This is a genomic window from Ruegeria sp. HKCCD8929 (genome assembly GCF_013031405.1).
Classification (GTDB): Bacteria; Pseudomonadota; Alphaproteobacteria; order Rhodobacterales; family Rhodobacteraceae; genus Ruegeria.
In genome coordinates this window covers 207,872-233,200 of the sequence record NZ_WPZY01000007.1, presented here as the reverse complement: position 1 = coordinate 233,200, position 25,329 = coordinate 207,872, and the positions used below count along the sequence as shown (strand labels likewise).

Annotated in this window: 24 protein-coding genes; 9 read left to right on the top strand and 15 right to left on the bottom strand. The window is 64.5% G+C overall.

Translation table 11 applies throughout. From position 1 onward, the window contains the following. Positions 1 to 8: 8 nt before the first annotated feature. From nosZ to GOX53_RS13450, 7 genes are read left to right on the top strand one after another with little or no spacing between them, the layout of a single operon-like run. Entirely contained in the window at positions 9 to 1,916 is a 1,908-nt protein-coding gene (gene nosZ, locus GOX53_RS13480) for a TAT-dependent nitrous-oxide reductase (protein ID WP_171177147.1), read from the top strand. Position 1,917: 1 nt separating this feature from the next. Then, positions 1,918 to 3,174 carry a nitrous oxide reductase family maturation protein NosD gene (locus GOX53_RS13475; protein ID WP_171177145.1) on the top strand — a complete coding sequence of 419 codons (1,257 nt, stop codon included), beginning with the start codon at positions 1,918 to 1,920 and terminating at the stop codon, positions 3,172 to 3,174. Continuing rightward, positions 3,164 to 4,057 (top strand): ABC transporter ATP-binding protein, encoded by an 894-nt coding sequence (locus GOX53_RS13470; protein WP_171177143.1) that lies wholly within the window; start codon positions 3,164 to 3,166, stop codon positions 4,055 to 4,057. Before GOX53_RS13475 ends, GOX53_RS13470 begins: the two co-directional genes overlap by 11 nt. Next, a complete protein-coding gene (locus tag GOX53_RS13465; protein WP_171177141.1) occupies positions 4,054 to 4,875 on the top strand; it encodes an ABC transporter permease in 822 nt (273 codons plus the stop codon). The genes GOX53_RS13470 and GOX53_RS13465 overlap by 4 nt, the downstream gene beginning before the upstream one ends. After that, positions 4,872 to 5,390, top strand: a complete 519-nt coding sequence (locus GOX53_RS13460) for a nitrous oxide reductase accessory protein NosL (RefSeq protein ID WP_171177139.1) — start codon at positions 4,872 to 4,874, stop codon at positions 5,388 to 5,390. Before GOX53_RS13465 ends, GOX53_RS13460 begins: the two co-directional genes overlap by 4 nt. Further along, positions 5,387 to 6,289 carry an FAD:protein FMN transferase gene (locus tag GOX53_RS13455; protein ID WP_171177137.1) on the top strand — a complete coding sequence of 301 codons (903 nt, stop codon included), beginning with the start codon at positions 5,387 to 5,389 and terminating at the stop codon, positions 6,287 to 6,289. Before GOX53_RS13460 ends, GOX53_RS13455 begins: the two co-directional genes overlap by 4 nt. A gap of 19 nt (positions 6,290 to 6,308) precedes the next feature. Further along, positions 6,309 to 6,686, top strand: coding sequence for a cytochrome c family protein (locus GOX53_RS13450; RefSeq protein WP_171177136.1), 378 nt, complete (start codon positions 6,309 to 6,311; stop codon positions 6,684 to 6,686). A 60-nt stretch (positions 6,687 to 6,746) separates the two neighbouring features. Here GOX53_RS13450 and GOX53_RS13445 read toward each other — a convergent pair whose 3' ends face one another. The 4 genes from GOX53_RS13445 to GOX53_RS13430 all read right to left on the bottom strand — a co-directional run bounded on the left by GOX53_RS13445 (position 6,747) and on the right by GOX53_RS13430 (position 10,742). After that, entirely contained in the window at positions 6,747 to 7,778 is a 1,032-nt protein-coding gene (locus GOX53_RS13445) for an ABC transporter substrate-binding protein (RefSeq protein WP_171177134.1), read from the bottom strand. Then, complete coding sequence (locus GOX53_RS13440; protein WP_171177132.1) at positions 7,748 to 9,133, bottom strand: sensor histidine kinase; 1,386 nt, start codon at positions 9,131 to 9,133, stop codon at positions 7,748 to 7,750. The genes GOX53_RS13445 and GOX53_RS13440 overlap by 31 nt, the downstream gene beginning before the upstream one ends. Beyond that, the gene (locus tag GOX53_RS13435; protein WP_171177130.1) at positions 9,130 to 9,795 is read right to left on the bottom strand and encodes a response regulator transcription factor; all 666 of its coding nucleotides are present in this window, start codon (positions 9,793 to 9,795) and stop codon (positions 9,130 to 9,132) included. Before GOX53_RS13435 ends, GOX53_RS13440 begins: the two co-directional genes overlap by 4 nt. Positions 9,796 to 9,902: 107 nt before the next feature. Then, entirely contained in the window at positions 9,903 to 10,742 is an 840-nt protein-coding gene (locus tag GOX53_RS13430) for a LysR family transcriptional regulator (RefSeq protein ID WP_171177129.1), read from the bottom strand. 99 nt (positions 10,743 to 10,841) lie between these two features. Here GOX53_RS13430 and GOX53_RS13425 point away from each other — a divergent pair, with 99 nt between their 5' ends. Further along, positions 10,842 to 11,450: an HD domain-containing protein gene (locus tag GOX53_RS13425; RefSeq protein WP_171177127.1), complete on the top strand. Its 609-nt coding sequence runs from the start codon at positions 10,842 to 10,844 to the stop codon at positions 11,448 to 11,450. Between the two features lie 44 nt (positions 11,451 to 11,494). On the opposite strand, the gene GOX53_RS13420 is transcribed toward GOX53_RS13425, so the two are convergent. Together GOX53_RS13420 and GOX53_RS13415 are read right to left on the bottom strand one after the other, a co-directional pair. Beyond that, entirely contained in the window at positions 11,495 to 13,048 is a 1,554-nt protein-coding gene (locus GOX53_RS13420) for a trimethylamine methyltransferase family protein (RefSeq protein WP_171177125.1), read from the bottom strand. Beyond that, entirely contained in the window at positions 13,045 to 14,424 is a 1,380-nt protein-coding gene (locus GOX53_RS13415; protein WP_171177123.1) for an MmgE/PrpD family protein, read from the bottom strand. Before GOX53_RS13415 ends, GOX53_RS13420 begins: the two co-directional genes overlap by 4 nt. 111 nt (positions 14,425 to 14,535) lie before the next feature. Between GOX53_RS13415 and GOX53_RS13410 the strand changes: the two genes are divergently transcribed. Further along, complete coding sequence (locus GOX53_RS13410) at positions 14,536 to 15,423, top strand: LysR substrate-binding domain-containing protein (protein ID WP_171177121.1); 888 nt, start codon at positions 14,536 to 14,538, stop codon at positions 15,421 to 15,423. Here the strand turns inward: GOX53_RS13410 and speB are convergent. From speB to GOX53_RS13365, 9 genes are all read right to left on the bottom strand, one after another. Next, complete coding sequence (gene speB / locus GOX53_RS13405; RefSeq protein WP_171177119.1) at positions 15,399 to 16,241, bottom strand: agmatinase; 843 nt, start codon at positions 16,239 to 16,241, stop codon at positions 15,399 to 15,401. The genes GOX53_RS13410 and speB overlap by 25 nt on opposite strands. Before the next feature lie 9 nt (positions 16,242 to 16,250). Beyond that, entirely contained in the window at positions 16,251 to 17,420 is a 1,170-nt protein-coding gene (gene nspC / locus GOX53_RS13400) for a carboxynorspermidine decarboxylase (protein WP_171177117.1), read from the bottom strand. Between the two features lie 112 nt (positions 17,421 to 17,532). Continuing rightward, positions 17,533 to 18,744 (bottom strand): saccharopine dehydrogenase family protein, encoded by a 1,212-nt coding sequence (locus GOX53_RS13395; protein ID WP_171177115.1) that lies wholly within the window; start codon positions 18,742 to 18,744, stop codon positions 17,533 to 17,535. 24 nt (positions 18,745 to 18,768) lie between these two features. Then, entirely contained in the window at positions 18,769 to 20,655 is a 1,887-nt protein-coding gene (speA, locus tag GOX53_RS13390) for a biosynthetic arginine decarboxylase (protein WP_171177113.1), read from the bottom strand. A gap of 107 nt (positions 20,656 to 20,762) precedes the next feature. Continuing rightward, complete coding sequence (locus GOX53_RS13385; protein WP_171177112.1) at positions 20,763 to 21,848, bottom strand: DUF1513 domain-containing protein; 1,086 nt, start codon at positions 21,846 to 21,848, stop codon at positions 20,763 to 20,765. A gap of 1 nt (position 21,849) precedes the next feature. Further along, positions 21,850 to 22,863: an imelysin family protein gene (locus GOX53_RS13380; RefSeq protein ID WP_171177110.1), complete on the bottom strand. Its 1,014-nt coding sequence runs from the start codon at positions 22,861 to 22,863 to the stop codon at positions 21,850 to 21,852. Positions 22,864 to 22,866: 3 nt separating this feature from the next. Further along, the gene (locus tag GOX53_RS13375) at positions 22,867 to 24,414 is read right to left on the bottom strand and encodes a di-heme oxidoredictase family protein (RefSeq protein WP_171177108.1); all 1,548 of its coding nucleotides are present in this window, start codon (positions 24,412 to 24,414) and stop codon (positions 22,867 to 22,869) included. Next, positions 24,374 to 24,859, bottom strand: a complete 486-nt coding sequence (gene bfr / locus GOX53_RS13370; RefSeq protein ID WP_171177106.1) for a bacterioferritin — start codon at positions 24,857 to 24,859, stop codon at positions 24,374 to 24,376. The genes GOX53_RS13375 and bfr overlap by 41 nt, the downstream gene beginning before the upstream one ends. Further along, positions 24,807 to 25,100: a bacterioferritin-associated ferredoxin gene (locus GOX53_RS13365; RefSeq protein ID WP_171177104.1), complete on the bottom strand. Its 294-nt coding sequence runs from the start codon at positions 25,098 to 25,100 to the stop codon at positions 24,807 to 24,809. Before GOX53_RS13365 ends, bfr begins: the two co-directional genes overlap by 53 nt. Positions 25,101 to 25,329: the final 229 nt, after the last annotated feature.

The following is a 25,329-nucleotide window of genomic DNA, read 5'->3' as shown; positions in this document are numbered from 1 at the left end:
GAACGACCATGTCGGAACACGACAAGACCCTGAACGTCACACGCCGCGGAATGCTGGGGGCAACCGCGACGGGGGCTGTGCTGGCCGGAACCGGTCTGGGCGCGACCCTGATGACCGCGAAAGAGGCCAGCGCCGCCGCCGCCGCCCATCTGGAGCCCGGTGAGCTGGACGAGTACTACGGTTTCTGGTCCTCGGGCCAGACCGGCGAGCTGCGCATTCTGGGCGTGCCCTCGATGCGCGAGTTGATGCGGGTGCCGGTATTCAACCGCTGCTCGGCCACCGGCTGGGGCCAGACCAATGAATCGCTGAAGGTTCTGACCGAAGGCCTGTTGCCCGAGACCAAGGAATATCTGGCTGCAAACGGCAAGGTTACCTATGACAACGGCGACCTGCACCACCCGCATATGTCCTTCACCGATGGCACCTATGATGGCCGCTATCTGTTCATGAACGATAAGGCCAACACCCGCGTGGCCCGCGTGCGCTGCGACGTCATGAAATGCGACAAGATCATCGAGATCCCGAACGCGCATGACATCCACGGACTGCGTCCGCAGAAATACCCGCGCACCGGCTACATCTTCGCCAACGGCGAGCATGAGGCTCCGCTGGTCAATGATGGCGAGATTCTCGACGATCCGTCGCAATACGTGAACATCTTCACCGCCATCGACGGTGACACGATGGAGATCGCGTGGCAGGTGATGGTGTCGGGCAACCTTGACAACACCGATTGCGACTATCAGGGCAAATACGCGTTCTCGACTTCGTACAACTCGGAAATGGGTATGAACCTGGCCGAGATGACCGAGAACGAGCTGGACCACGTGGTCGTGTTCAACCTGAAAGGCATCGAAGAGGCCGTGGCCGCCGGGAACTATCAGGAACTGAACGGCGTCAAGGTTGTGGACGGTCGCAAAGAGGCCGGTGGCAACCTGACCCGCTATATCCCGATCCCGAACTCGCCGCATGGTGTGAACGCGGCGCCCGACAAGAAACACATCATGATCAACGGTAAGCTGTCGCCGACCGTATCCGTGATCGATGTGGAGAAGGTCGACGCGCTGTTTGCCGACAATGCCGATCCGCGTTCCGCAATCGTGGCCGAACCTCAGTTGGGCCTTGGCCCGCTTCACACCGCGTTCGACGGCAAGGGCAATGCCTTCACCACCTTGTTCCTGGACAGCCAGGTGGTGAAATGGGACATCGCCAAGGCCATCGAAGCCTATGCCGGTGCGGACGTTGACCCGATCGTCGACAAGGTGGACGTGCATTATCAGCCGGGCCACAACTCGACCTCGATGGGTGAAACCGCCGAAGCCGATGGCAAGTGGCTGATTTCGATGAACAAGTTCTCGAAAGACCGCTTCCTGAACGTGGGTCCGCTGAAGCCGGAAAACGAGCAGCTGATCGACATCTCGGGCGACAAGATGAAGGTGGTCCATGACGGCCCGACCTTTGCCGAGCCGCACGACTCGATCCTTGTCCACCGCTCCAAGGTGAACCCGGTCAACGTCTGGGATCGCAACGACCCGATGTGGGAAGATGCGCGTCAGCAGGCGGCTGCCGATGGTGTCGATCTGGAAGAAGGCGCCGAGGAACCGATCCGCGACGGCAACAAGGTCCGCGTCTACATGACCTCGACCGCGCCTGTCTTCAGCATGGAGAAGTTCTCGGTCAAGCAGGGCGACGAGGTGACCATCTATGTTACCAACCTGGATGACGTGGACGACGTGACCCACGGGCTGTGCCTGTCGAACTTCGGCATCGCGATGGAGGTCGCACCGCAGGCCACCGCTTCGGTCACCTTCATTGCCGACCGTCCGGGCGTGCACTGGTACTATTGCCAATGGTTCTGCCACGCGCTGCACATGGAAATGCGCGGCCGGATGTTTGTTGAGCCGCGGAGCGCATAAAATGCGTTGGCCCCTGCTCATACCGCTCCTGCTCGGCTCGCCCCTTTGGGCGGCGGATTGGGATGTGCCCAACCGGGCGGGGGCCATCAACGAGATACTGGCGCAGGCGGCAGATGGAGACACCCTCCGCCTGAGCCCCGGTGTCTACACCGAAACCTTGGTGCTGGATCGGCCCGTCACCATCGACGGGCTGGGGCAGGCCACCATCGACGGACAAGGCGCGGGCAGCGTCATTACCGTAACTGGGCCGGGCGTAACCGTGCGCGGGCTGACGGTGATTGGCTCAGGCTCGGACCATGACGGGATTGACAGCGGCATCCAACTGACCAAGACGGCCACAGCGCCGGTGGTCGAGGATAATGTGCTGCTGGGCAACCTCTATGGCATCGACATTCACGGCGCCAACGACAGCATCGTCCGCGGCAACCGGATCGAAGGCCGCCAGGACCGCCACATGAATGTGCGCGGCAATGGGGTCTATGTCTGGAACGCGCCGGGCGCGGTGGTTGCAGATAACGACATCCGCTATGGCCGCGACGGGATCTTTGTAAACTCGTCCAAGAAGAACACCTTCACCGGCAACCTGTTCCGCGATCTGCGCTTTGCCGTCCACTATATGTATGCCGATGATTCGGTTGTTTCCGGCAATATCTCGGTCGGAAATGACTTAGGTTATGCCGTCATGTTCTCGACCAACGTAAAGGTCGCCGACAATGTGTCGATCGGCGACCGAGAGCATGGCGTGATGCTGAACTATGCCAACAAGAGCGTGATCACCGGGAATGTGGTGAAGGGTGCCAAGGAGAAATGCACCTTTCTCTACAATTCCAACAAGAACGAGTTCACCGACAACTGGTTCCAGGGCTGCGGCATCGGCATTCACTTTACCGCCGGCTCGGAACGCAACCGTATCCTCGGCAACGCCTTCATCGGCAACCGGACCCAGGTGAAATACGTCTCGACCAAGTGGGTCGAGTGGTCCGAGGATGGGCGCGGCAATTACTGGTCCGATTTTGCCGCCTATGACGTCGACGGCAACGGCATCGCCGACGCCCCCTATCGCCCCAATGACAGTATGGACCATGTGCTGTGGACCCAACCCGCAGCCAAATTGTTGCTCGGCTCCCCTGCCGTGCAGCTGGTGCGCTGGTCGCAATCTGCTTTCCCGGCGTTGTTGCCGGGGGGTGTGATGGACAGCAATCCCCTTATGCAAGCCCCTGAACCCCCAGCCATGAAAAAGGTGCCTCATGACGGATAAGGCCCTGACCATCGAACATGTCAGCAAGGACCGGGGAAAGACCCGCGTTCTGGACGACATCGACCTGACCCTTGCCCCCGGCGAGCGCATGGCGCTGCTGGGCCATAACGGCGCGGGCAAGTCGACCCTGATCAAATCCATCCTCGGTCTGACGCCCATCCATGGCGGTTCGATCCGCGTGGGAGGCGCGGCCCCCGGCAGTGCTTCGGCCCGCCGCGATACCGCCTATCTGCCCGAAGCGGTTTCATTCCATCCCGCCCTCACCGGGCGCGAGCAACTGACCCTGTTTGCCCGGCTCTCGGGCGAAAAGGCCGATGTTCCCGGCCTGCTGGAGCGTGTGGGCCTCAGCGATGCGCTCGACCGCCGCATCGGCACCTATTCCAAGGGGATGCGGCAGCGTCTTGGTCTGGCGCAGGTGCTGCTGGGCCAGCCGAAAGTGGCGCTGCTGGATGAGCCGACGAGCGGTTTGGACCCGATCTCGCGGCAGGATCTCTATGCCATCATCGACGAGTTGGCGGGGCAGGGGACGGCGGTGCTGATCGCCTCTCATGCGCTGACCGAGGTCGAGGCCCGCACCGACCGCATCGCCATCCTGCGCAAGGGGCAGATGGTGGCGGATGACACGCTGGCCAACCTCTCGGCGCTGGCTGGGTTGCCGATCAAACTGCGGGTGCGGGCGGCTGAGAGCGCCGAAACGCTGGCCGCCGAACTGGGCGGCAACCGCGTCAACGGCGCCTCGGTCGAGCTGCTGTGCTCACCCGCCGACAAGATGGAGGCGCTGCGCCGCATCGCTGCGATGGGCGAGGCGGTGGCGGATGTCGAAATGACCCCGCCGAAGCTGGAAGACCTCTATCGCCACTACGCACGGGAGGCCTTGCAATGACCCGTTTCTTTGCCATTACCCGCGCCGAAATGCTGATCCTGCGCCGCAACCGCTGGCTGCTGGTCGCAACGCTCATCATGGTGCTGTTTGCGCTGGCGTTGACCTTTGCGGGCAGCGCCCCCACCGGCACGCTGGGTGTCGACATGCTGACCGTTTCGGTGGCGTCGATGACGACACTTTCGGTCTACCTCGCGCCCCTGCTGGCGCTGATGATCTCGTTCGACGCCATCGCGGGCGACGTGGACCGGGGCAGCCTTGCGCTGGTTCTGTCCTACCCGGCGGGGCGCGGAGAGATTCTGTTGGGCAAGTTCACCGCCCATCTGGCTGCGCTCGCCTTCGCCATGACCATCGGTTTCGGCACCGCCGGGGCGGTCGCGGCGTGGTTTGGCGGAGCGGGCCCCGAAAGCCTACTGGCGCTTGTGCGCCTTATCCTCACTTCCATCCTGCTGGGCGCCGTGTTTCTGGCGCTGGGATACCTGCTGTCCGCCCTGGCACGGGGCGCCGCGGCGGCGGCAGGTCTGTCGGCCGGGCTCTGGCTGGTCTTTGTCGTCCTCTATGACCTGGGGCTTTTGGGGGCCGTGGTCATGGATCAGGGCGGCACCTTCACCCGATCCGTCTTTCCATGGGTGATGGTGGCCAACCCGGCCGACGCATTCCGTTTGTGGAACATCGCCGCGACCGAGGGCGTGGCAATGGCGTCCGGCATGACCGGCGCCGCGCAGGCCCTGCCGGTCTGGGCCGCGCCTGCCTCGCTGATGATCTGGCCGGTGCTGGGGTTCATCCTCGCTCGCGCCGCATTTCGGAGGGTCGAGCCATGAGACACCTCGCCCTGATCGCGCTGGTCGCGTTGGCCGCCTGCAAGGAGGAGCAGGCCGCAGCGCCCCCGGCGCCGGTTGAGCTGACCGAAACCGCGCTCAGCTATTTCTGCCAGATGAACATCGCCGAGCATGGCGGGCCCAAGGGACAGATCCATCTGGAGGGCTACCCGGCGCCGCTCTTCTTCGCACAGGTGCGCGACATGCTGGCTTATCTCAAAAGCCCCGAGCGCGACGCCGAGATTGCCGCCGTCTATGTCAGCGACATGACCGTCGCGCCCAACTGGCGCAATCCCGGCATCTCGAACTGGATCGCCGCCGATGGGGCGCTGTTCGTCGTTGGCGCGGGGGTGGCAGGCGGCATGGGCGCGCCCGAGGTGGTGCCTTTTGCCGACAGCTTCGGGGCCGAGGCGTTCATCGCCCGCTATGGCGGCGCGGCCATGCCCCTGACGGATATTCCGGACGAGGCCGTTCTGGGCCCCGTCGATCTGGACTTGAAACTGGAGACACCGGCATGACCCATCTTTCACGCCGCCGCTTTCTGACCATCTCTGCCGCCTGCGCCGCGTTGCCCTCCGGCGCTTTGGCCGCCCGTGTTGCGCATTGGCGGGGCACTGCGCTGGGCGCCGGGGCCAGTTTGCGGCTGGAGGGGCTGACGGATGTGCAAGCCGCGCCGGTCATCGCCTCGGTCGAGGCCGAGCTGGAGCGGCTGGAACGCGTCTTCAGCCTCTACCGCCCGGACTCACAGCTCAGCCGGTTGAACCGGGACGGGCGACTGTCAAACCCGGCGCCGGAACTGCTGGATGTGCTGAGCCTGTCGACCGCGCTACATGACGCCACCGGCGGGGTTTTCGATCCCAGCATCCAGCCGCTCTGGGTAGCGCTGGCGCAGGGCGCGTCCGGAGACGATCTGGACGGTGCCCGCAAGGTTGTGGGATGGGGTCAGGTGCACATCCGGCGCGACGAGATCCGGCTGGACCAGCCGGGGCGTACCGCCCTGACGCTCAACGGCATAGCTCAGGGCGCGATCACCGACAGGATCGCGGCGCTGCTGCGTGGTCATGGGCTGACCGACGTGTTGGTGGATATGGGCGAGATCGCCGCCCTTGGGACCCGCGCCGACGGCGGTGCGTGGCGGGTGGGGCTGGCCGGGCCGGACGGCGCGGTTGCGCAGCGGATCACCCTGCGCGATCGGGCGGTGGCGACCTCATCACCGATGGGCACGGTGCTGGGCGAGGGGCAGGGTCACATCCTGGACCCGACCGGGAAGGACCCCCTTCAGAAGACCGTAGCGATCTCGGCCCCAAGTGCTGCGCTGGCCGATGGGTTGTCGACTGCGCTCTGCCTCATGCCGCGCGACCGGGGCGCGCAGGTTCTGACAGGTTTCCCCGGGACCAAACTGGAATTGTTGATCTGAATGACGGAAAGGAAGCCACATGATCAAACGTAGCCTTATCCTTGCAACCCTCGCTTCGGCGCTGGCTCTGCCGGCCGTGGCCGAAGGCGACGCCGAGAAGGGCGAGAAAGTCTTCAGGAAATGCAAGGCCTGCCATGCCGTGGGCGAGGACGCCAAGAACAAGGTCGGTCCGCAGCTGAATGGCATCATCGGCGCGCCCGCCGGTCAGGTCGAAGGGTTCAAATACTCGTCCGCCCTGATCGAAGCCGCCGAGGGCGGTCTTGTCTGGGACGAGGCCAGCCTGACCGAGTTTCTGGCCAAGCCCAAGGACTTCATGAAGGGCACCAAGATGTCCTTTGCGGGCCTCAAGAAGGAAAGCGATCAGGCCGACGTCATCGCGTATCTGAGCGGTTTCTGATCCAAATGCGAACCCGGTCCGAGCAGGGCCGGGTTCCACTTTTCCGGCATAACGACGGAATCACTCCTGCCGCAACGCGCTGACCCATTCGCCGAGGAAGCGCTTGCGTTTTTCCCTGTCCTGATAGACCAGCAGACCCGGCCCCAACTGGATTGGCCGCCGCGCGCTTTCGCTTGGCCCGGGGGCGCCCAGAGGATGGCGGAACGGGTATTCCGGCGCCGGAGGGTTGGACCATGCCGCAGTGATCAGGTGATCGACAAAGGCCTCGGCCAGTTCAGGCTGAGCGGCATCGTTCAGCAGGATCGCCGAGCGCATCATCAGATGGGTGTAATCCTCGGGGTCGATCACCACGATCCGGTCCGCCAGATCCGCCCGCGCCCGCGCATAGCTGCCGAGCACGTTATAGGCCACAAAGATCTCTCCATCCGCCACCTGTTCGATCATCGCGCCGGAGCAGCAATATAGCTGCAAATCCAGCCCGCCCATCAGCTCCATCAGCCGCCAATAGGTCTCGGACGTGCGGGCGTCCTGCGTGGCGAAGAGATAGCCCAGACCGCTAAGCGACACGTCATAGGTGCCGATGCGGCCCCGGAAACGGTCGGGCTGCTCGCGCAGCAGCGTGATCAGCGCCTGCCGTGTGCGCGGCATCTCGGCCTCGGTGAGCGCGGTGGCAGACACCACCATCGAGGCGGGTTCCTGCGAGAACGCAAACACGTGATTGCGCCACTCGCCCCAGCCGGGGATCAGCGCGGTGGCCGAGGATTGGTGCGGGCGGGTGAAACCGTCATTGGCCAGCTTGGTTTGCAGATCCATGGCCGAGGACAGCGCCACATCGAAGGTCTGCCCCTCATCGGCGATGGCTTTCATCAGCTCGGAACTGCTTGCTACCACATAATCGACGGCCACCCCGGGGCGGTTGCGTAGAAAGCTCTCCATCAGCGGCGCCAGAATGTCGAAATCGGTGGTCGAGATGACTGTGAGCGCGCGGGCATTCTCGGGGCCGACCCATTGCCGGTCCTCGATCTCGAAGGCGCTGGCCGAGACACCCCACAGGCTGGCGATCAGTGCGAGGGAAAGCAGAGGGTTACGCATGCACCGGCTCCGGATTTGCTGGTTTCGATGGTCAGGGTGCCGCCATGGGCCTCGGCCACTTCGCGGGCGATGGTCAGGCCCAACCCCGATCCGACGACGCCTTGGGTATTCTCGCCCCGTACAAAGCGTTCGGTCAGGGCATGGGTGTCGGTGGTGCCGAACCCTCCGGCCTCGTCTTCGATCGACACCCGGGCCTGCGCCCCGTCACCGCTGACCCGGATATGCACCTGCCGCTCGGGCGGGGAGTATTTGATGGCATTGTCCAGAATGTTGCGCACGGCGTTCTGGATCAGGATCGCGTCGCCAGACATGCGGGGGGTGCCGGAGTTGGCGAAATGCAGATCGATATCCTTCAGATCTGCCACCGGGCGCAAACGCTCGACCAGTTCGCGGGCCAGCTCGGCCAGGTCGATATCGACCCGCTCAAGACTGTCGGTGCGGAACGAGACCATGGCGTGATCCAGCAATTGCCCCGACGCGCGTGAGGTTTCGTCGATGGCGCGGATCATCTCGCGCAGGCTGCCGCGGTTTTCTTCCTTTTCGACCCGCCGTAGGGTGATCTCGGCCTGTGTCCTGACCGTGGCAAGCGGGGTCCGGACCCGGTGCGCGGCCTCGGCAATGAAATCCTCGGACCGGGTCAGGGATACGCCGAGCCGGTCGATGAACGTGTTGAGCGACGAGACCAGTGGCGCCATTTCCGACGGCACCGGGCGCGACACCGGGCGCAGGTCCTTGGGCCCCCGGCGCGACACGGCCTGTGCCAGCGATTTCAGCGGACGAACGCTGGATTGTGCTGACCAGATCGCCAATGCCGAGGACAACACGAAGAACCCGATCCCCAGATAGAGCGCCGACCGGGACAGCCGTGCCAGTATGGCGGCCTGCCCGTTCTGCGTCTGTGCAACCGATACCTCGATATCCGTGGGCGCGCCGTTCAGCGAAAGACGCCGGGACGAGGTCACCATGCGGATGGTCTCGCCCTTGTAATCCAGCGTCTCGAACACGGGCTGACCGGCCCGCACGGTGGCTTCGCCTGCTGGCAGGTCCGAATATCCGGTCAGCACCTCCCCGGCGCGCGAGACGCGATAGAACACCCGGTCGTCGCTGACATTGCCCAGCATCGACAGCGCCGCATAGGGAAGATCGACCGACACCTCGCCCGCATTCACCGCAATCGAATCCATGATCGAGGTGGCCGAGGCAAAGAGGATGCTGTCATGGCTCTCCTCCGCCACATCCCGCACGAACCCCAGCACAGTCACGAACAGGATGGCGGCCAGCAGCGCGGCGCTGCCCAGCAACTGCAACAACAGCCGCCTGCGGATCGACCCGCTGACATGGGCCCGCCGGGTCATTGCAGCGACATCCGGTAACCCAGGCCGCGCACGGTGGCGATCTCGACGCCTGAGCCCACCAGATGCTTGCGCAGGCGGCCCACATAGACCTCGATAGCGTTTTCCGAGACATCCTCTTCATAGGAAAACAGCCGGTCCACCAGCTTGGCCTTTGAGAATATCCGGTCCGGCGCGCTCAGAAACACTTCGAGCAGGCGGAGTTCCTTGTTCCTGAGCGAGATGGTCTGATCCTCGACCGACAGGGTTCCGGCCATGGGGTCAAAGCGCAGATTGCCAAAGCGCCGCTCGTTCGAGCTGCCGCCGCCACGCCGCCGCAGAACCGCCCGGCAGCGCGCCTCAAGTTCTGAGAAATCGAAGGGCTTGGTGATGTAATCGTCGGCGCCCAGATCCAGCACGCCCACCCGGTCGGAGACTTCCGAGCGGGCGGTCAGCACGATCACCGGCGTTTCAATCTGCCGGTCGCGGTGTTGCTTCAGGAAGGTACGGCCATCGCCGTCGGGCAGCATGATATCCAGCAGGATCAGGTCGTAGTCGGTGGTGGCGGCGAAATCCTCGGCGCTTTGTACATCCGGCGCGTGATCCACCACATGCCCGTCCAGCCGCAGCCGGTCAAGAATGGCCTTGGCCAGGCTGGCATTGTCTTCGACCAGAAGGAATCTCATCTTGCGTGTCCTTGCCCGGTGGTCGGGATGGGTTGTTCCAGTCATGAGCCCGGAAGCGGCGATTTGTCAAATGGGCGAGCGGGATAGGGCGTCCGCTGCGCCTCGGATCACGTGATCCGCAGGTCTCGCAAACAGCTCAGAATCTCGTCGAACTGTGCTCGCCGCGCCGGGTCTGGATGAAAGACTAAATAAAGCGGTAACAACAGGTCCTCGGCCTCCGGCACCCGCACTAGCTCACTGCTTTGCAGGTGGTGCGAGACCAGATAGTCCGGAAAGTACCCCCGCCCGCCGCGCCGCAGCACATAGCGCAGTGCCATCATGCAGTTGCCCAGAAAGATGGTCTGGCCCGACGCCTGCCGGGCCACGTTGCGCACGTGATCCCGATACTGCTCGCCAAGCTCCAGATTCACGAACAACGCCTCTGCAGCTTCGGACTGAGGGTTTTCGACTAGGATCAATCGTTCCGGCGGCAGTTCCTCGTGCTGGGTTTGCCGGTCGCGGGGCCTCTCATGGGTCAGCGCCGCGTCCAGCACGTGCGAGGCGACGGCCTCGGCTACGTTCAGGTCGTGATCGTAGTTCAGGGTCAGCAGCAGCTTGCCGAAATTCTCCTCAAGACTGATCGCCAGATCGACCAGCAGCGGGTCCCAGATGCTGAGCTGCGCGCCCAGCCGGATCGATACGCGGTTGGGCTGTTGCCCCGGCAACTCGCGCGAGGAAAAGGCCCAGAGCGCAACCATCTGCTCGGCATAGGGCCGGAACTGGCGGCCGAAATCGGTCAGCGCGGTGCCGCCCGCACCCCGGGTGAACAGGGTCTGGCCCACCGCCTGTTCGACCGCGCGAATACGGGCGCTGATGGCGGTTTGCGTGACATTCATCTTGCGCGCGGCGGCATGAAATCCGCCGGCGTCGGCCACGCACAGAAAGGTTTCGAGTGCTTTGATCTGCATATGAAACTATTTCTTCATCGGATTGAGCAAATCAATTCATTTTATTGATGGGCTAGCAGTGTCTAGACTGCGCCCCAGCGTTCAGAACAGGAAACCGCCATGCTCGACAAAAGCCACAAACCAACCTGGACCAGCTTCGAAGAAGCGACCAAGGCCGATTGGGATGCCGTGATGGACTATGAAGAGGCGTATAACGCCGCTTTGCCCGACCGCATCCTCGACGCCATCCGCTCGCTGGACGAAGAGTGGACGCCCTACCCGGTGAACCGCTATCAGCACAGCCTGCAGGCCGCGACCCGTGCCTATGAGGATGGTGCAGATGAAGAGATTGTGGTGGCCGCTCTGGTGCATGACGTGGGCGACATCCTGTCCCCTTACAATCACGGCGAGTTGTCGGCGGCGATGATGAAGCCCTATGTCAGCGAGCGCACGCATTGGATTCTCAAGCATCACTGTGTGTTCCAGGGGTATTACTACAACCACCATCTCGGCGGCGACCGCAACGCCCGCGACAAGTATCGCGACAGCCCCTATTGGGAGGATTGCCGCCGCTTCTGCCATGACTACGACCAATGCGCCTTTGACCCGGATTACCCGACTAAACCGCTGGAGTTCTTCGAGCCAATGCTGCGGCGGATTCTGAACAAGGGCGAGGGTCATATGGAGCTGAACGAGACAGCGGAAGAGGCACATCAGGCCGCCGAGTGAGGATGAAAGGGCCGGGGCATTGCTCCGGCCTTTTTTACGTTTTCTCAGGCCGCGTGTATGCCCCGCGCCGGGTGGGGCAGGCGGATCGGGTAAGCCCGCCGGATCTCAGCGTCGATCTCATGTGACACGTGGTCCGGCACTGGTTCCGCCAGCAGCGCCCGGGTCCGGGCACGGGCCTGCTCCAGCAGGTCGTCCCCCCCGGCATCGCCCCATTCCTGCGGTGTCCGGCGGTCGGCGAGTGCCGGGTAATAATAATCCGACTGCATCCGGTTCAGCGTTTGATCGGCGCCCAGAAAATGCCCCGGCCCGTTGGTGCAAACCTCGCGGATCACGTCGAAGGCCAGCGTATCCTCGGTCACGTCGATCCCCCGCGTCGCCCGCAGGACCGAGCCGATCAGGTCGTTGTCCAGAACAAAGCTCTCTTTCGAGGCCGCCAGCAGCGAGCCATACATGCCCGCCGCTTCGTAGATCAGGTTGGCCCCGGCCAGCGCGCTGAGCAATTCGGTGATGCCTTTTTCATACCCGGCCTGAAAGTCCGGCATCTTGCTATCGGTCATGCCTGCCGAGACCGCGCAGGGAATGCCGTAGAACTGGGCCATCTGCGCGCAGGCGGCCATCAGCACACCCTGCTCCGCCGAGCCCCCCGACATCGCCCCGGTGCGCAGGTCGCTGACAAAGGGCAGCGCGCCGAACAGCGCCGGGTGGCCCGGGTTCAGCAGGTTGACATAGACCAGCCCCGCCAGCACCTCGGCGGTCTGCTGCGCCACCGCGCCCGCCAGCGGTGCGGGCGAGGTCGCGCCCGCCTGACCCGCCGAGACCAGTTTCAGCGGCGTGCCGGTGTCGGCGGCGCATTCGATGATGCTCAGCGCCTCTTCGGCGAAGGTGAGCGGCGGGACCACGAAACAGGTGGAGACACAACAGAAGGGACGCGCGCGCCATGCCGCCTCGCCGCCCGCGATGCGGTGGAAGATGTCGATGGCATCCCGCATGGTCTGGGCCGAGCTGAACGAAGTGCCGATGGGCTTGGCAGTGCCCAGGGCGCAGGCATAGGCCGTGTTCAGCTCCATTTCATGCGGGTCGATCAGATCCCGCGCCACCACGGTGCGCTGGAACATGTGGATATTGGGCAGCGCTTCGGCCAGCCGAGCCATGTCGTAGAGGTCCTGCAGCGTGCTGTCGCGCACCTCGCGCGTGTCGCTGTCGATGATGTGGACGGCGGCTCCGGACGTGCCCAGATGGATGCGGGTGCCCGAGGGGTCGAGGTCGTGTTCCGGCTTTTGACCATAGAGCTTGAAGCCGCGCCCCGCAGTTGCCAGCACCCGCTCGACCATCTCGCGTGGAAACAGCAGGCGGCCCTGTTCGGTCACGCCGCCACCCGCCGCCGTCACGGTGTCGATGCAGCGCGGGGTGGCGCGGGCCATGCCGACCTCGGCCAGAATGCGCAGCGCGGTGTCGTGAATGGCGGCGATGCCGTCCTGCGGGATCGGGCGATAACGACCACCCTCGATGCCCGGCCAGATAGCGGATGTGGGGCCGGACCCCGCGCCATCCGCGCGGGCGGCACGCCGAGCGGCGCGACCGGATCGGGAACGGGTCATGGGCGGTCTCCTTTCGCGTCAAGCAGGGAGAGGATCGAGGGCGCGCGCGGCCAGTCGAACAGGGCATCGACCCAATCCTGAGATACCGGTCCCGCGTTGGCGGTGAACTTGGCGCGGATCTGCGCCTCGGTCATCGGGTGTTGCGGCGCGCCGATGGGATAGATGCAGGAGGCGGTCAGTTGGCGCCCGTCGGTCAGAGTGATCTCCAGCCGGTCGGGGTCTTCGGGGGCGTAGTTCTGGTCAGGGCGTTTGGGCCGGAACGGGTGCACGCGGGTCTTGGCGATGAGCGCGGCGATCTCGGGATCGTCCCATGTGGGCCGGGCCACATTGGCCAGTGTCAGGTCCTGCCGCGCCAGCCCCATGGCGCACACAAAGGGCAGGCTGAACAACGCCTCGGAGCAGTGCGAGGGCGTGTCGAAGGGCAGGATGGCATAGTGGAAATCCGGCAGGTGCAGGTCGGTCCGATCGATCTGGCCGAGGTTGTCCAGCTTAGGCGCCAGTTCAAGCGCGCAGGTCATGATCCGGTGGGTATAGCCGCAGCTCGGCCAGGGTTTCAGGATCAGCCCGTGTTCGGCCAGCGCCAGCGGCTTGCCCAACCGCTCCAGCGCCGCCTCCATCCGCGCGGGATTGGCCCCGCCGGTCAGCGCCGCCATGCCCTTGGGGTGATCCAGCACATGCACCTGCCCGGTGACGCCCGCTTGTGCTAGATACGCACACTCCACTGCGGCCTGTGCGGCGAACCCGGCCTGCAACGGCTTGGCATTGCTGCCAAACTGGCAGGTATAGCCGGCCGCCCGGCTGGCGGCGAGCGACAGGGCGTGTGCGGTTTGCAGGGTGTCCAGTCCCAGCAAGCGCGCCACTGCCGCCGCAGCCCCCAATGCGCCCAGAGTGGCGGTGGTGTGCCAGCCGCCGTCGTAATGTTCGAAATTCATCGCCTCGCCCAGCCGGGCGATCACCTCGAACCCGGCAAGGTAGGGCGCGATCAGGTCGGCGCCCGAGGTGGTGCCTTCTACCGACGCCAGCAGGGCCGGGAGGATGACAACAGTGGGATGGGTATTGCCGGGGGCCTCCCAATCATCGAAGTCCAGCGCATGGCCCGCCACGGCGTTCAGCAGCGCGGCTTGCGCGCGGCCTACCTGCAAATCCGTGCCGTTGACTGGCCAGCGCCCTCCCGATCCGAGCGCCTTTACCCCCGCCTGCGCGTTTTGCGCCACCGATGTGCCCGAGCCCACGAGGATACAGCCCAGACAATCCACCACTCCGTCCTGCAGGGTGCGCAGCGTGGCGGCGTCCGGCTCTAGAGGTGCGTTGGCGACAAACGCCGCCAGCCGCTCCAGCGCGGGGGCAGTTCGGGCAATGGGACGGGCCTCGGTCATTTTCGCGCTCAGACATTGGACATTTCGACCGACGCTAGGGGCTTTCCTTTTGCCCGCACATGCTCAAAATGCGAATGGCATTCATTCCGTATGGGAATACAAGTGGCTCGATTGAATTGGAAACTGCTGACGGCGTTCGAGGCGGTCGCCCGCAACGGCACCTTCTCGCGCGCGGCGCAGGAGCTGAACGTGCTGCAACCTGCCATGAGCCGCCGGGTCGCGGCGCTGGAGGCGGAACTGGGCGTGCGCCTGCTGCACCGCACCCGCCCGGCGGTGACCCTGACGCCCGAGGGCGACGTGCTGTTTCACGCCGTCGCGGGCAGCCTGATGCAGGTGCAGACGGCGGTTGAGCAGATCCGCCTGCCGACCGAGCGCAATACGCTGGTGGTGGATACGACCATCGGCTTCGCCAGTTGCTACCTGATGCAGCGCTTGCCCGCTTTCCGCGCGGCGCATCCGGATATCGTGGTCGAGCTGGTCTCGCGCGATCTGAGCGACCGGTATCACGAGGGCGGTTCGGACGTGATCATCGTCTTTGACGAGCCCGACCGGTTGCCGGGCGTGCGTCAGGCGCTGATCTTTGCCGAGGAGATGGTGCCGCTTTGCGCGCCTTCTTATCTGGACGCTCCACTGGAAGTGGAGGCCTTGCCCGAACACCGTCTGCTGCATCTGGTGCATGGTCTCCACACGCGCGACTGGCAGCGGTATCTGGATGGGACCGGCGTCCACGTCGCGCCGCCGGGCTCAGCCGAGCGGTTCACCAGCTTCACCGTTTACCTGCAGGCGGCACTGAACGGGGATGGGATCATGTTGGGGTGGGAGGATCTGCTGCAGGATCATATCGTTGCCGGGCGGTTGATCCGGGTCTGTGCGCGGCGGTTGGAAGCCGAGCGTGGGTACTTCGCGTGCACCACCGGGCGGGCGGGTGAGCGCCGTGCGGCGCGGGTTTTTGTGGACTGGCTGACCGGCCTGGATCAGCAGGCGGCCATCAGGCGATAGACGATCTGGGCGGCGGTGAAGTCCCATGCGGCGTTGCCGTCGGGGGCCAGTTCCACCACGTCGAAACCTACGCATTTGCGGCCCTTCAGCGCGTGCTCGACCAGGTGCAGCGCCTGATAATAGCCTAGGCCGCCGGGGACCGGGGTGCCGGTGGCGGGCATCTGCGAGGGGTCGAGGCCGTCGACGTCGAAGCTGACATAGACCATTTCGGGGAAGTCCTTTGGCAGGTCGATGGCGTGGATGTTGCCGGTAACCAATTCTTCAGCATCGACGTGGAATATTCCGTTTTGTACTCGGGTCTGAGCCTCTTCCGTACAAAATGCACGCACGCCGAACTGAGCCAGAGGGATGCCTTCCCGGGCCAGCAGGTGCATCACCGAGGCATGGGAATGCGTCTCGCCCTGATAGGCGTTGCGCAGGTCGGCATGGGCGTCGATCTGGACGATACCAACCGGTTGACCAAGCGCACGCGCAACACCCGTTACCGCGCCGTAGGTGAGCGAGTGCTCGCCGCCCAAGGTGACCGGCACCTTGCCCGCGCGAATGGCGGCCTCGGTGCGCTGGGCGAGGCGCTCCATGACCTCGGGCAGCGGGCCGTCGCAATCGAGGGGCGCTTCGGTAAAGATGCCCTCGGCGCAAGGCTCGGCATGGCCGGTGATCCGCTCGAGCTCGTTGCTGGCTTCGATGATCGCCTCGGGGCCGGTCGCGGTGCCTGAGCCATAGGAGACCGTGCGCTCCAGCGGGACCGGGATCACGCGGAAACGGGCCTCATCACTGCGCTCGGATGCAGTCAGTTCGCTGTCAAGAAAAATGCTCATGCCCAGCCCTCAGGAAAGTCTCTGTTTGAAGTCGTCGTAACCGAACTGCTTCACGATGTTCAGCGCGTCCGTTTCGCTGTTCCACAGCGCGATGGTGGGCAGGGGGACGCCGTTGAAGGTGTTGGTCTTGACCATCGAATAATGCGCCTGATCGAGGAAGGCGAAACGCTGGCCGATGTGCAGCGGCTGATCCCAGGTGTAATCGCCGATCACGTCACCGGCGAGGCAGGACGGGCCGCCGAGGCGGTAGGTGTGGCCTGCGTCCGCCTCGTCCATCAGCGCGGGGCGGTACGGGGCCTCGATCACGTCGGGCATGTGGCAGGTGGCCGAGATATCGGTGATGGCGAGGTTCATTCCGTTCTGCGGCAGGTCGAGGATTTCGCCGACAAGAATGCCCGAGTCCAGCGCCACGGCCTCGCCGGGTTCGAGATAGACGTCGATGCCGTATTTGCTGCGGATGCCCTTGATGAACTCCACCAGTGCGTCGCGGTCGTAATCGTCACGGGTGATGTGGTGGCCGCCGCCGAAGTTCAGCCATTTGAGGCCGCCGATGAAGGGCGCGAGTTTGGGTTCGACCGAGGCCCATGTGCGCTGAAGCGGTTCGAGCCCCTGTTCGCAGAGCGTGTGCATGTGCAGACCGTCCACGCCGTTCAGCGCCCGTGCGTCAAGCTGGCTGACCGGCGTGCCGAGGCGTGAGCAGGGGGCGCAGGGGTCGTATTTGGGAACCTCGCCCTCGGAATGTTCGGGGTTGATGCGCAGGCCGACCTGTTTGCCTGCGGCGTGGGATTTGGCGAGGAAGCGGTCCTTTTGGGCGGGGCTGTTGAAGATGATGTGGTCCGACAGGGCGAGGATTTCGTCGATATCGGCATCCTTGTAGCCGGCGCAGAAGGTCGCGACCTTGCCGCCATATTCCTCACGCCCCAGCCGGGCTTCGTGGAGGCCGGAGGCGCAGGTGCCGCCGAGATATTGGCGGATCAGCGGGGCGAGGGCGAACATGGAGAAAGCCTTGAGCGCGCTGAGGACATGGGCGCCGGAGCGGTCGGAGATATCCGCGAGGATACGCAGGTTTCGTTCGACTGCTGTTTCGTCCACTACGAAGCAGGGCGTGGGGACGCGGCTGAGGTCGAAACTGCGGAAGGCCCCGGCATCGCCTGCCTGTGTGGTCATCATGTCGGCCATTTGGTGTTCCCTGTGAGATGCGTTCCGCCCGGCGGCATGCCGGGCCGCGCCGACCCGCCCCCATGGGGCGGCGCGATTGCGCCACCCCGCGGGTCTATGCGGCCCTCATCGCCTAAAACTCGACCGGTCCGTCCAATTCATGCACCTGCCACGGCAGGCCATGTTCGTTGAGCATGTCCATGAAGTTGTCGGGGTCGAGTTGTTCCATGTTCCACACGCCGGGTTGTACCCAGTTGCCCTTCAGCACCTGCGCCGCACCGATCATCGCGGGGACGCCGGTGGTGTAGGACACGGCCTGCGAGCCCACCTCGGCATAACATTCCTCGTGATCGCAGATGTTGTAGATGTAATAGGTCTTCTCGCCTGAGCCGTCCTTGGCCTGACCCGTGGCGATGTCGCCGATGCAGGCCTTGCCCTTGGTCTCCTGCCCCAGATCGCCGGGATCGGGCAGCAGGGTTTTCAGGAACTGGATCGGGATGATTTCCTTGCCGTCATGCATCACCGGGTCGATGCGGGTCATGCCGACGTTTTCCAGCACCTTGGCATGGGTGATGTAGGCGTCGCCGAAGGTCATCCAGAAGCGGGCGCGTTCGATCTCGGGGAAGTGGGTGCTGAGGCTTTCCAGCTCCTCGTGATACATCAGGTACATGTTCTTGGGCCCGATGGCGGGGAAGTCGAACTCGACCTTGTGGGTCATCGCCGGGCTGTGGTGCCATTTGCCGTTTTCCCAGTGGCGGACTTCGGCCAGCACTTCGCGCAGGTTGATCTCGGGGTTGAAGTTGGTGGCGAACTCCTGCTCGTTCTGGCCGCCATTGGCGTCCAGCACGTCGATCTGACGGATGGTCTCCAGCTTGTGTTTCTTGAGCCAGGTGGCGAAGACGGATGTCACGCCCGGATCGAAGCCGGAGCCGAGGATGGCGGTCAGGCCGGCTTCTTTGAACTTGTCCTGATAGGCCCATTGCCAGTGGTATTCGAACTTGGCCTCGTCCTCGGGCTCGTAGTTCGCGGTGTCGAGGTAGTGGCAGCCCGCCTCGAGGCAGGCATCCATAAGCACGAGGTCCTGATAGGGCAGGGCGAGGTTGACCAGGATCTCGGCGCCGGTGTCCTTGATGAGCTTGACGGTGTCCGCGACGTTGTAGGCGTCCAGAGCGGCGGTCTTGATGTCGACGCCCACGCGGTCCTTCACGGCTGCGGCGATGGCGTCGCATTTCGACTTGGTGCGGCTGGCCAGCGTGATCTCGGTGAAGATGTCCGAGTTCATTGCCATCTTGTGCACGGCGGCGTGGGATACGCCGCCCGCGCCAACAACCAGTGTCTTGCCCATCGGGTTGTCTCCTCTCACAGGGGGTTATTCGTAGTAGGTGTAGCCGTTGATGCTGTCGCGGTAGGCGCTCATCAGGGTTTTGCGGTCCTTGGCCATCAGAGTACCGGTTGAGATCGCCTCGTCCACCATTTTGCGGAAGGCGGCGACGCAGTCGGAGGGGTCGAACTCGACATAGGCCATGACCTCGGAGATGGTGTCGCCCTCTTGTTCATGCAGCAGGTCGAAACCGCCGTCTGCGCGCAGGTCGATGGTGACGACATTGGTGTCGCCGAAGAGGTTGTGCAGGTCGCCCAGCGTTTCCTGATAGGCGCCGACGAAGAAGACGCCCATATAGTATTCGTCCTCGGGCAGGGTGTGCACGGGCAGGCTGGGGGACACGCCGTCGGCGAGGATGAAGCGGTCGATCTTGCCGTCGCTGTCGCAGGTGATATCGCTGAGCACCGCGCGGCGGTCGGGGGTCTGGTTCAGCATTTGCAGCGGCACGATCGGGTGCAGCTGGTCGATGGCCCAGACGTCCGGCAGCGATTGGAACAGCGAGAAGTTGCAGTGGTAGATATCGGCCAGTTTTTCGAGCTGGTCGTCGACGTCGGTTTCGTCCTGTTCGGAGGCCACCAGCGCCTTGATGCGGGCCATCAGCGACAGGTAGATGCGCTCGGCGCGGGCCATCTGGCGCAGGTCGACATAGCCGCGGCGGAAGAGGGCGCGCAACTCATTGCGGTAGAAGGTGGCGTCGTTCCAGCATTCCTGCAGGCGGTCGCGGGTCAGGTATCCGTGTACTGCGGCCAGATCCGAGACCATGTGGTGGTCGTCCGGCTCTGCCTTGGGTCCGTTGGGGGCATCATAGAGGGTGCTTTCCAGCACGTTGAAGACCAGCATGGATGAGGTCGCCACCACGGCGCGGCCGCTTTCGGTGACGAGGGTGGGGTGGCTGACCTCGGCCTCGTCCATCGCGTAGGCCACGGTTTCGACCACGTTGGCGCAGTATTCCTCGACCGTGTAGTTGATCGAGTTCTCGGTGGCCTTTTTCTCGCCCGTGTAATCCACGCCCATGCCGCCGCCGAGATCGAGGTGGGTCAGCGGCACGCCTTCGCGGGTCAGTTCGGTGTAATAGCGGCAGGCCTCGCCCACGGCGCGGCGGACATCGTTCACATCCTGCACCTGGCTGCCCAGATGCGAATGCTGCAGTTTCAAGCAATGCAGGAGCCCGGCATCTCGCAGCTTGTCCACAGCGGCCACCAATTGATCGGTGTTCATGCCAAAGGCCGAGCGGTCGCCCGAGCTTTCCTCCCACTTGCCGCTGATCTGGTTGGTGAGTTTCACCCGCACGCCCAGCAGTGGTTCGATGCCCAGTTCCTTGTAGACCTCGATGACTGTGTCGGCCTCTTTCGGGCTTTCCAGCACGATCACCGTGTTGAAGCCGATCTTGCGGCTGAGGATGGCGAGCTGGATGAATTCGGCATCCTTCACGCCGTTGCAGACAATCAACGCCTCGCGCGCCAGACGGTGGGCCAGTGCGATGACCAGTTCGGGTTTCGAGCCCGCTTCGAGCCCATAATTGTACTGTTTGCCGAACTCGACGATGCGGTCGACCACTTGGGCCTGCTGGTTGACCTTGATCGGGAACACGCCGCGATAGCTGCCCTTGTAGCCGGTGCGCGTGATGGCGTCGCGAAAGCTTTCGTTGATATGGGCGATCTCGCTTTCCAGATAGGAACTGATGCGCAGGATCATCGGCGATTTGATGCCGCGCTGGTCGAGATCGTGCAGGATGCCCGGCAGGCTGATTGCGGGCGCGTCGGGGGCCAGCGGATTTCGCAGCCCAATCTCGCCACCCTCTGTCACCTCGATGAGGCCTTTGCCCCATTTCTCAACCCCATAGATGGAATGCGGTGCGTCAGACGGGTGTTTCAATCAGGTGGGTCCTTGGCGTTTGAGCGTTCCGATGTGCGCACGCCCTTTAAGCGAGCGGCCTGATTCTTCCAAGCATTATCTGGGGCGGGTGCGCGGGGTGCAAACGGTCAGGTGTGTGGGACAGGAACCAGATGGTTGTCCCACTGGCATTTCGCTTGGGCCGACACGCTGGCACCCGTGCCGGTGAGCTGCCCGACGGCGCCGGTTCCGGCGGTGAAGATCAGGCCGTCGGGGCTGGGTCCGAGGCCGCAGACATCCTCGATCATATGGGCGGCAGTGAAAGCGCCGCTGGCCACGTCGAAGAGGTGCAGCGCGCCGCCCCGGGGGGAGGTGATGGCGGCGGTCCGGCCGTTATGCGAGAAGGCGACGCTGCCCGCATAGCCGTTCAGGCGGCGCTGGTCTGTCTCGGGGGCGGTCAGCAGGCGGGGCGGTTCGCCGCGCCGGTGCAGGCCCAGCAGCGGTGGGTGCTCGGCGGTGTTGCCCTGCCACTGCATGGCAAACCCGACCAGCCCGTCGGCGCGCACGGTCAGGTGACGGATCGAGTTCTTGTGCAACTCACTCGGCGGTTCGATTTGGTCCAGCACCGTGCCGGTGAGGTCGAGATAGCTGAGGTTCGGGCGCATCACCGGCAGGTTCAGCTTGGCGCGCCCGGTGTCGGGATGGGTCTCGATCCCGCCATTGGCGATGACCAGTGTTGCGCCATCGGGCATCAGCGCCATGTCATGCGGACCGACCCCGCCGGAATTGAATTCGCCCAGACGGGCATAGCCGTTCGCAGCGTCCCAGAGGCCGATGATGCCGATTCCGGCCTCGTAATCGTTCTCGGTGGTGAACAGCAGGCGGCCATCTGGGGAGAATGTGCCGTGGCCGTAGAAATGCCGCCCCTCGGGCGCGGTGAGGCGGGCCAGTTCCTGACCGGTGGTGCAGTCGATCACCAGTGCAAAGGTGCCGGGGCGGCGGGCGAAGGCGACCGCCTCGGCGCGGTGGGGATGGGCGGCGGCGGCGTGGCCGCGCGCGGGCAGGGGGAGGGAGAACAGGATTTCTCCCGCCGCCCTGAGCCCCGCCAGCCGGTAGGAGCCGTCGGGAAACAGGGCCGCCGACAGGAAATCCGGGGCGCCAAGCTCGGCCCAGCTAGTGCGCGGGGCAAGGCCGGTGGCGGCGAGACCGGCGAGAAAGGCGCGGCGCTTGGTCATCTCAGTCTCCGTCCAGCGAGTTGAACCCGGCGGCGACGTCGAGGGTGGGGCCAAGCCGTGTGGCGGTGAGGTCGCGGATGTCGTTGATCGCCTGTTGCAGGGTCTCGACCCGGAACCGCCCCTGCGGGTCGGCGACACCGGCAAAGGTCGGGTCGTTCAGTTTCTCGGCCCGGTCGAGCGCATGGGCAAAACCCGCGTCCAGTTCGGCGGCCACATCCGGGTGGTCGGCGGCTAGCAGGGCGGCGAGGTCACGCAGGGCCGTGAGCGACAGCACCACGTGGCGCAGCGCGCGGCCCGAGCGGCGCGCCTCGGCCCGGTTGGGGCGCGGGCGGTCGAATGTGCCCATCGGGCGGCCAAGGCGGGTGTCGGCTGTGAATTGCAGGCCGGTGGCGAGCGCCTTGAACAGCTCCTGCACCGCCTCGTCGCCGCTGCGATAGGGGCTATTGGGGCCGGGCGCGGTGAGCTTGGCGGTGTAATCCTGTTGCCAGTCGGCCCGGATCGCGTCGGCATTGGCGTCGATGTCGGCGGCGATGGCGCGGATCAGGGCGCAGCGGTAGGGGGCGCTGCCTTGCTCGGCGAATTTGGCGTCGTAGAGCATGGCCTCAAGCGCGAAGAACCCGCGCCCGGCGATGGAGACCGAAGCGAAGGCGTCCGGGTCGTTCACCGCCGGGTCCTCGGCGGCAATCAGGGCAGAGAGGGTCTTGGGCGTGAACCCCTTGGTGTCGGGCCAGAAGGCCAGCGCAAAGGCGCGGTCCTGTTCTTCGGTCGGGCCGAAGCGCAGGTGGCTGACCGCGATCCAGGCATCGAAGGCGGCGTGGAAGGCGGTTTGCAGGTCCGGCGAGGCAGGCATGCAATCTTTCTGAGTGGCGGTTTTTAGCGCCTCCGTCCGGACGGTGAGTTCGGCAAAGCTGGGCAGGATATGCGCGTCGGTGATTGCGGTGAGCGTGGCCGCGCGGTCCTGTGCGAACAGTGTGGCGGGGATCAGCAGGGCCAGGAGACAGGCAATCAGGCGCATCGGTCAGAGGCTTTCCAGAAAGCGGATCAGGGCCTCGCGGTCATCCTTGGGCAGCGCCACCACGGTGTCGCGTGCCGCCTGCGCCTCGCCACCGTGCCAGAGGATCGCCTCCAGCAGGGAACGGGCGCGGCCATCGTGCAGGAAGTAGGTGTGGCCCGAAACGCGCTCGGTCAGGCCGATGCCCCAGAGCGGCGGGGTGCGCCATTCGCGGCCGGTGGCGCGGGCCACGGGGCGGTTGTCGGCCAGCCCCTCGCCCATGTCATGCAGCAGCAGGTCCGAATAGGGCCAGATGAGCTGAAAGCTGTGTTCGGGGCGGTCTTCGAGCCGGTGGGTGACATAGGCGGGCTGGTGGCAGGCGGTACAGCCGGAGGTATAGAACACCTCTTTGCCACGCAGCACCTGCGGGTTGTCCACGTCGCGGCGGGCGGGGACGGCCAGATTGCGGCTGTAGAAGGTGACCAGATCCAGCCCTTCGGCGTCGATCTCATACCCACGCGGGTCGTCGTCGCCATGGGGGGCGTTCACGCAATCGGTCTGCGCCGCCGTGCATTCGCCGTGCGGGGCGGGGAAGAGCGGGCTGGAGATGCCGATATCGCCGGCAAAGGCCGCCGCCGTTTGTTCGCGGACCGTGGGGGAGCCGGCCTTGAGGCCGAAGCGGCCAAGCATCGGGCGGCCGAATTCGGTGGACCAGACGATATTGGCGCGGCCCGAGATGCCGTCGCCATCGGCATCCTTAGGGTCGGCCTTGGCGAGGATGTCGGCAGCGGGGATGGCCTCAAGCAGGCCGAGGCCGATCATCTGCGGCGCCACCCGGGGGCTGAGCATCGCGTCCGGGTGCAGGGGGCCGTAGCCGAGATTGGTGGCCTGGTAGGTCGGGCGGCGCAGCGAGACGGTTTCGCCATCCGACAGCGTCACGTCGAACTCGTCGTAGCTGACACTCAGCCTGTATTCCGCCGGGTGCCCGGGCAGCGCGAAATCCTGAAGCTGGCTGCCATAGGTGGGCTCGGGGCGGGTGGCGATATAGTCCTCGATCACGTCGATCCCATCCTCGGGGGCGCCGGGGATCGAGACCCGCAGGAACATCGAGATGGCGTTGTCCTTTGGGGTTTCGGGCGGATGGCCGCGCCCGTCCTTGATGTGGCAGCGCTGGCAGGAGCGGGCGTTGTAGAGCGGGCCCAGACCATCGGAGGCCAGCGTGGATGAGGGCGAGGACACCCAGAGTTTGCGGAACAGCCCGTTGCCGACGCGGAAATCCAGCTCTTGCTCGAAGCTCAGATTGTCCGAGGGCTGCGAGAAGGCGTCCGCATCCTTGCGCGCGCGCACCGTCGTTGCCCCGGCGCTGAGTTCCTCGAATGGTTGTGGTGCTGTGAAATCGGCGGGTGAGGACAGCACGTTGGCGATCCGCGCACGCTCGTCTTCGGTTCTGGGGATGGTGTTGAGATGTTCGTCCCGCAGGTCGGCTGCAAGGGCTCCGGTGGTCAGGGTCAGGACCACCGGAAGGGGCGCGAGGCTAGTCTTCCTCGTCCATCTTCGAGGCGTTGAGTTGCGCATAATTGGCTTCGCCGATCCTTTCATACAGGTCGAGCTGCGTTTCGAGGAAGTCGATATGGCCCTCTTCATCGGCCATCAGTTCCTCGAACAGTGACATCGACACATAGTCACCGGCTTCCCGGCAGTATTCGCGCGCTTCCTTGTAGAGGGCCCTTGCGTCGATCTCGGCCGCAAGGTCGCATTCCAGCGTTTCCTTGGGGTTCTGGCCGATCCGCAGCGGGTCCAGCTTCTGCAGGTTGGGGTGGCCTTCGAGGAAGATGATTCGTTCGATCAGCTTGTCCGCGTGGCCCATCTCTTCGATGCTTTCCTCGCGGCTTTTCTTGGCCATGTGGCCGAGGCCCCAGTCCTCTTGCAGCCGGTAATGCAGCCAATACTGGCTGACCGCCGTCAGTTCATGCCGCAGGGATTTGTTGAGATAGTCGATAACCTTGGGATCGCCCTTCATCTGCATTCTCCTGTGTTGTTCCGGCACGCAAGGCGCGGAGCTGCATTGGGACTTCCAGACTATCGCTTGATCGCATCGTGTCCAGAAAGAGCGGCATGCATCCGCCGCAATCGGCCGATTTGCCGAGGGCGTGATAGATCTTTCCCGGGGTGATGACGGTTTGCGGGTCCGCCGTGCGCATCCAGTCGATGGCAGCGCGGATTTCGTGGTCTGATATGTTCGTGCAGTGGCAGACGATCATGGGAGACTCAGAGGCCCTGGTGATTTTCTTAGTTAATTAGTCGGGATTGCTGGCGAGGTCCAGAGGCGATTTGCGGGATGGGTATTTTTTATGGTTCAGAGAGCGTCAAAGGTTGAGTGCGCCGCTTGCCCGGAATCAAGGCACGCAGTGCCGCCGGGCCGCGCCCTCCCTCCCGGGTCGCACCAAAGGTGCGCCACTTTTTGTTTGGCACGCCTCTGGCGTGGCGGAG

Coding starts and splice junctions, on each gene's coding strand:
- nosZ (WP_171177147.1), top strand. CDS start 9: ATGTCGGAACACGACAAGACCCTGAACGTCACACGCCGCGGAATGCTG.
- GOX53_RS13475 (WP_171177145.1), top strand. CDS start 1,918: ATGCGTTGGCCCCTGCTCATACCGCTCCTGCTCGGCTCGCCCCTTTGG.
- GOX53_RS13470 (WP_171177143.1), top strand. CDS start 3,164: ATGACGGATAAGGCCCTGACCATCGAACATGTCAGCAAGGACCGGGGA.
- GOX53_RS13465 (WP_171177141.1), top strand. CDS start 4,054: ATGACCCGTTTCTTTGCCATTACCCGCGCCGAAATGCTGATCCTGCGC.
- GOX53_RS13460 (WP_171177139.1), top strand. CDS start 4,872: ATGAGACACCTCGCCCTGATCGCGCTGGTCGCGTTGGCCGCCTGCAAG.
- GOX53_RS13455 (WP_171177137.1), top strand. CDS start 5,387: ATGACCCATCTTTCACGCCGCCGCTTTCTGACCATCTCTGCCGCCTGC.
- GOX53_RS13450 (WP_171177136.1), top strand. CDS start 6,309: ATGATCAAACGTAGCCTTATCCTTGCAACCCTCGCTTCGGCGCTGGCT.
- GOX53_RS13445 (WP_171177134.1), bottom strand. CDS start 7,778: ATGCGTAACCCTCTGCTTTCCCTCGCACTGATCGCCAGCCTGTGGGGT.
- GOX53_RS13440 (WP_171177132.1), bottom strand. CDS start 9,133: ATGACCCGGCGGGCCCATGTCAGCGGGTCGATCCGCAGGCGGCTGTTG.
- GOX53_RS13435 (WP_171177130.1), bottom strand. CDS start 9,795: ATGAGATTCCTTCTGGTCGAAGACAATGCCAGCCTGGCCAAGGCCATT.
- GOX53_RS13430 (WP_171177129.1), bottom strand. CDS start 10,742: ATGCAGATCAAAGCACTCGAAACCTTTCTGTGCGTGGCCGACGCCGGC.
- GOX53_RS13425 (WP_171177127.1), top strand. CDS start 10,842: ATGCTCGACAAAAGCCACAAACCAACCTGGACCAGCTTCGAAGAAGCG.
- GOX53_RS13420 (WP_171177125.1), bottom strand. CDS start 13,048: ATGACCCGTTCCCGATCCGGTCGCGCCGCTCGGCGTGCCGCCCGCGCG.
- GOX53_RS13415 (WP_171177123.1), bottom strand. CDS start 14,424: ATGACCGAGGCCCGTCCCATTGCCCGAACTGCCCCCGCGCTGGAGCGG.
- speB (WP_171177119.1), bottom strand. CDS start 16,241: ATGAGCATTTTTCTTGACAGCGAACTGACTGCATCCGAGCGCAGTGAT.
- nspC (WP_171177117.1), bottom strand. CDS start 17,420: ATGGCCGACATGATGACCACACAGGCAGGCGATGCCGGGGCCTTCCGC.
- GOX53_RS13395 (WP_171177115.1), bottom strand. CDS start 18,744: ATGGGCAAGACACTGGTTGTTGGCGCGGGCGGCGTATCCCACGCCGCC.
- GOX53_RS13385 (WP_171177112.1), bottom strand. CDS start 21,848: ATGACCAAGCGCCGCGCCTTTCTCGCCGGTCTCGCCGCCACCGGCCTT.
- GOX53_RS13380 (WP_171177110.1), bottom strand. CDS start 22,863: ATGCGCCTGATTGCCTGTCTCCTGGCCCTGCTGATCCCCGCCACACTG.
- GOX53_RS13375 (WP_171177108.1), bottom strand. CDS start 24,414: ATGCGCAACTCAACGCCTCGAAGATGGACGAGGAAGACTAGCCTCGCG.
- bfr (WP_171177106.1), bottom strand. CDS start 24,859: ATGAAGGGCGATCCCAAGGTTATCGACTATCTCAACAAATCCCTGCGG.
- GOX53_RS13365 (WP_171177104.1), bottom strand. CDS start 25,100: ATGATCGTCTGCCACTGCACGAACATATCAGACCACGAAATCCGCGCT.